Annotated in this window: 1 protein-coding gene; it reads left to right on the top strand. The window is 66.7% G+C overall.

Annotated features, from left to right (window positions below; translation table 11 throughout):
* Nucleotide 1: 1 nt before the first annotated feature.
* Nucleotides 2-5,872 carry an Ig-like domain-containing protein gene (locus DC347_RS14315; protein WP_240617802.1) on the top strand — a complete coding sequence of 1,957 codons (5,871 nt, stop codon included), beginning with the start codon at nt 2-4 and terminating at the stop codon, nt 5,870-5,872.
* The last annotated feature ends 242 nt before the right edge of the window (nt 5,873-6,114 follow it).

Raw genomic sequence — 6,114 nt, 5'->3', positions numbered from 1 at the left:
GGTGTTTGTTGACGATGCGACTGGTTCGACGCTGAACCAGGTGTCCCCGGCGAATATGCGCCTGGGTGGGGATAAGCGGTTGCCGGGTTCTGCTGCGGTGAGTTTTGGGGCGCAGACGATTTCGGTGACGGATCCGGCGTCGGGCAAGGTGTGGGCGGTGTCTCCGTCGACGGTGAATGGTTTTGATGAGGAAGCGTCGGAGCCTGTCATGGTGGGTTCTGAGGGGATTGTTTCCGCGGTGGGGTCTGATGACCGGATTTATTCGGCGGACCCGAAGTCCGGGGTGGTGTCCGTGACGGGGGTGGATGCCAATGGTGCGGTGACGTCCTCGGAGTCCAGTACCTGGGAGGGGTTGAAGGGTTCCGGGGATCTGCAGATGACGGTGGTGGGGGACAAGCCGGTGGTGCTGGATGCCGCGGCGGGGAACCTGTTCTTGCCTGGTGGTAAGCGGCTGGTGTTGGAGAATGCGCGGGATGCGAAGTTGCAGCAGGCGGGGCCGGGCAGTGATTTTGTTGCCGTTGCGACGCGGAAGGCGTTGTTGAAGCAGCCTTTGGACGGGGCGGCGGCGAAGACGGTCTCGTTTGATGGTGAGGGCGTGCCTGCGGCTCCGGTGCAGTTGGGCGGGTGTGTGCATGCGGCGTGGTCGGGTGCGAACAAGTACATCCGGGACTGCACCAATGATGCGGATGATAAGAATGTTGCGGTGCCGAAGGCGAGTGCGTCGCCGTCGTATGTGTTCCGGGTGAACCGGGACCTAGTGGTCCTGAATGATGTGAATTCGGGCAATGTGTGGCTGGTGAACCAGAACATGCAGCTGGTCAACAACTGGGACGACGTCATCCCGCCGCAACAGACCTCGGACGACGCCGACAAGGACTCGGCCGATGAGGTGCAGCAGACCGTCCTGCCGGACCGCACCAAACCCAACAACGCCCCCGTGGCCAAACCGGACACCTTTGGCGTGCGCGCCGGCAAGACCACCGTCCTTCCCGTGCTGGACAACGACTCGGACCCCGACGGCGACGTCCTCACCGTTCGCACGCCCGACCCCCTGAAGTCAGGCCTGCTCGCGCCGATCTACGGCGCCACCGGGTTCCAGGTCAGCGTCGGCGCCGACAAAACGGGCTCTGAGGCGTTCAAATACACGGTGGACGACGGCCGCGGCCTTTCCGGTTCCGCCGATGTCACGTTGAACGTCGTCCCGCCGGGGGAGAACTCGGCACCGCGGCAAAAGCCCAACCGCAACACCACCCTGGTGGTGCAGGCAGGCAAGGTCGTCAGCCAAAACATCCTCACCGATTGGATCGACCCCGACGGCGACGACCTCTTCGTGGTCGGTGCCAGCGGCAGCGACCCCCGCGACCAAGTCCGGGTCCGGCCTGACGGCCTGCTCAGCTTTCAGGATTCCGGTGCTGAACCGGGACGCAAAACCGTCACCGTCACCGTCTCGGATGGCCGGGCCACCACCGAGGGAAAGGTCACCGTCGACGTCCGCGCGCCCGGGGCGCTGCCGCCGATCGCCAACGCGGACCACGTGGTCGCCGTCGCCGGGGTGGACACGGTGATCGCGCCGCTGAAGAACGACTCAGACCCGCAAGGCGGGGCGCTGCGCCTGGCCCAGGCCACCCCGGACGGTAATTCCACCGCCACCATGGGCGCCGACCAGCAAACCTTCACGTTCAATTCCACCGCCGAGGGCGCGCACTACGTCACCTACCTGGCCACCAACGGACCGGCCAGCGCCCAGCAACTGGTGCGTGTCGACGTCGTGCCCGGGAACGGCGACGGCGCCCCCGTCGCCGTGCGCGACACCGCACTGCTGCCCAGTGGCGGCAACGTGCTGGTGGACGTGCTCGGCAATGACTCCGACCCCTCCGGCGGCGTGCTGGTGGTCCAGTCCGTGACGGCCGCGGACGGCCTGCCCATCAGCGTCTCCGTGCTGGACCATTCCGTTGTCCGGATCACCGACATCCGCGCCCAGGGCCAGCTCACCGTCAAATACACCATCTCCAACGGCAAAGCCTCGGCCACCGGCGAGATCGCCGTGCTGGTGGTCCCCGCACCGGCGAAACTCCAGGCCCCCCAGGCCAAGCCGGATGAGGCCACCGTTCGTGCCGGCGACGTCGTCACCATCCCCGTGCTGGCCAACGACACCGATCCCAACGGCGGCGCCCTCACCCTTGACCCGCAGCTGGCCCAGCAGCCGGACCCGGCGGACGGGCGCATCTTCACGGCAGGCGGAACTGTGCGGTTCATCGCCAGCGACGTACCCAAAACCGTCTACGCGATCTACAAGGTCACCAACGAATCAGGCCAGTCCGACTCACAGCAGGTCACTGTCCGGATCCGGGCCCGCGACGACCAACTCAATACCCGGCCAGAACCAAGAAACCTCACCGCCCGGGTGGTGGCGGGCATGACCGTCCGCATCCCGGTACCCCTCGATGGCGTGGACAGCGACGGCGACTCAGTCCAGCTGACCGGGGTGGACAAGGCTCCCGCCATGGGCACGGCCGTGGTCAAGGACGGCTACCTCGAATTCACCGCAGCGGGCAATGCAGCCGGCACTGACACCTTCACCTACCGGGTCCGTGACCGGATCGGGGCCGAGAACACCGGAACTGTGATCGTCGGCATCGCACCCGCGGAAGCCACCAACCAGAAGCCCATCGCAGTCGACGACGCCATTGAAGTCCGGCCCGGACGCAAGATCGCCGTTGAAGCCCTCGCCAACGATTCAGATCCGGACGGTGACCCGATCACCCTGGTGTCCAACGGCTTCGAGGCCCGCCCGGACCTCGCCGTGGAGGCAGCCGAAGGCGGCAAGGTGCTGCTCACGGCCCCGAACGCTGCCGGCAATGACAGCGTCAGCTACAAGATCCAGGACGACAAGAAAGCCCAGTCCGGTGCAGTGATCCGGGTGAAGGCCAGCCCTGATGCCGCACTGAAGGCCCCGGTTGCCAAAGACGATGTTGTCACCCCGGCAGAGACGCTGGGCAAGTCCGCCGTGGACGTGCCGGTCCTCAAGAACGACTCAGACCCCGACGGCGTGGCCTCCGAACTGAAGATCGGCCTGCCGGACGGGAACCCCAACGCCCGCGTCACCGGCGACGGCACCGTGCGCGTCACGCTTGGGCCGGCCGACCAGCTGGTTCCCTACACTGTCACCGATGTTGACGGCCAAAGCGCGACGGCGGTCATCTGGGTGCCCGGGCAGGGGGAGCAACACCCCACGCTGGCCAAGACCGAGACCGTGGAAGTCATGTCCGGGAAGGACATTACCCTCAACCTGGCGGACTACGTCCGGGTGCGGGAAGGCCGCACGCCCCGGATCACCCAGGTGGACAAGGTCCGCATCCTGGGCGGGGAACCGGACAACGTGGTGGCCGGAAACGGCAATGCCCTGCGCTATGCCGCCCTCAAGGACTACGTGGGTCCAGGCTCCATCACCTTCGAGGTGACGGACGGCACAGGGCCGGACGACCCCGCCGGCCTCAAGTCAACGCTGAGCATCATCACCAAAGTCATCCCGGACCCCAACGCCAACCATCCGCCCACCTTCAGCGGAGCCACCCTCGACGTTCCCGCCGGCGAGTCGGCCACGCTGGACCTGAGCAACCTGGCCAAGGACGTTGACGCGGGCGACCAGGACAAGCTCGCCTTCGCTCTCGACGGCGCGCTTCCCGAGGGCTTCAACGCAACAGTGGACAAGGCAACCCTTAAGGTCACCCCCGATTCAGCCCGGGCCGCCGGCTGGAAAGGCAGCATCCCGCTCAAAGTCACCGACGGCCGCTCAGATCCGGTCCGCGCCACCATCACCGCCACCGTGGTGGCCTCCAACCGGCCGCTTCCCACAGCCAACGAGGACGTGGTGGACAAAGCGAACGCCGGCACGTCCGAGACCGTCAACGTCCTCGCCAACGACTACAACCCCTTCCCGGAGTCGCCCCTCAGGATCACCTCCGCCACCGTGGAGACCGGATCGGCCGCAGGGCAGCCCGCCGTGGCGGGGGACTCGATCACCGTCACACCGGCCAGCGGGTTCAAAGGCGTGATGGTGGTGCGCTACACCATCATGGACAAGACCGGAGACGTATCCCGGCAGACCGACGGACGGGTCCGGATCACCGTCCGTGACCGGCCCGACGCGCCCTCCGCGCCCACGGCCACGGATGTCCGGAGCCGGACGGCCGTGCTCAAGTGGACACCGCCGTCGGATAACGGCGCGGCCATCACCAAATACACCGTGCACTCCACCAGCGGCTTCAGCCAGGAGTGTGCCACCACCACCTGCACGCTGACCGGCCTGACCAACGACGTCAAGTATGTCTTCACCGTCACCGCCACGAACGAGGTCAGGGAATCCGACCCGTCGCCGGCCTCCAATGAGATCCGGCCGGACGAAAAGCCGTCGCCGCCGGACGCGCCTGCCGTCAAGGCCGGCGACAAGACCATGGAAATCACGTGGCCGGCAGCCAAAACCGAGGGTTCGGCCGTCAAGAACTACAACCTTGAGATCTCACCGCCGCCCGCGAATGGGGCGGCGGTCAAGAACGGCGTGACCGGGCTGAACTACACCTGGCCCGGGCTGACCAACGGCGTCCGGTACAAGGTGCGCGCCCAGGCAGTCAACGAACTGGGCCCCTCAGACTGGAGCCCGTACTCCGCCGAGGACAATCCTGCCGGTGTCCCCGCCGCACCCGCCGCTCCGACGTCGTCCGTGGCATCTTCCGTGGGAACCTCCAACCAGCTCAAGGTGGACTGGAACGAGCCAAACACCAACGGTGACGCCATCAGGAACTACTACGTCACCATGAGCGGCGGCGGCGGGGCAGCCCAAACCCAGATGGTGGCCGGTACCGTCCGGACAGCCAACTTCACCGCCAACAACTCCGAAGCGGCCTACACCTTCACCGTGCAGGCCGAGAACAAGGCCGGGAAGGGCGCGGTCAGTGCGGCGTCCGCCCCGCGCCGCGCCACCGGCAAGCTCGCGCAAGTCTCCGGCGTGAGCGCCACGGAAGCCAACACCGGCGGAGCCGGGCGCTCCGTCACCATCGACTTCCGCGAACTCACCGCCGCCGAACGCAACGGCTCAACGTACGCCGAAGTCAGCTACACCTACCGGGCCAGCACGGGACAGTCCGGTCCGATCAGGCCAGGGCAAACCGTCGGAGGATTCGCCAACGGCAGTTCCACGGCCATCACCGTCATCGCCAACTCTTCGGTGGCCCCCAGTTCCGACGCCAGCACGCCGGCCACCGCCAACCCGTACGGTTCTGCTGGCACGCCGTCGGCGGCCGGGCAGGACGGCGCGGAGAACCAGAAGAACCTCACCTTGAGCTGGGCATCCCCGGCGGCGGGCAGCCACGACATCGCCTACACCCAGATCAGGATCGACGGCGGGGGCTGGGAACGGGTGGCTGCCTCCGGCAACCGCACCATCAACACCGCCGGATTCAACGAGCGGCATTCGATCGACGTACAAACGGTCAATTCGCGCGGCACCGGTGGCCCGGTCGCGTCTGCCTCCGCGCAGTCGGGTGCCGCGAAAACCCGTTGGACCACGCGGCTTGGTCCCGGCATGGACCGCAGCTGCACCGACCTGCCCGGCGCCACGTCATATGACCCGTCGAGGAATACCTGCGATGGCCAAGGCGGCTACGACCGGCCCTGGATGTCGCGCCTGGACACGTTCGATGTCATGTGCTGGAAGCCGCACGGCACCACATACAGCGGAGACGGACAGTGGTACTACATCATGCGCGGCTCGCCCAACGCCACCCGCTGGATCCAGTCGCTGCACACCACCCTGGGCTCTCCCGCGCAAAGCGGTGTACCGCTGTGCACCTTCCCGACAGGGGCAACGCCATAGCCGCCGCAGCGCCGGGCAAGTGCCCCGGAATGAGCGGTACACGGGATAGAGGTCCCCATCGCGGGGTCTTGCGGGGCTTCGGTAGGCTTGGCCCGGGGAAAGAAAGCCTACTGCCTGTCCCGCGAACAGGACCGTATCTGGCAACACAATCTGAGGGAAAAGTAACGCTGTGACAACTCTGCTGGGGAAGCTTGGGCTGAAGAAGCGACATAAGAAGGCCGCCGCCGGGGCTGCGTTTGGTG

Source organism: Pseudarthrobacter sp. AG30, from assembly GCF_003116525.1.
Classification (GTDB): Bacteria; Actinomycetota; Actinomycetes; order Actinomycetales; family Micrococcaceae; genus Arthrobacter.
The sequence above is the reverse complement of the archived record's forward strand: the minus strand, read 5'-3'. Positions and strand labels throughout refer to the sequence as shown.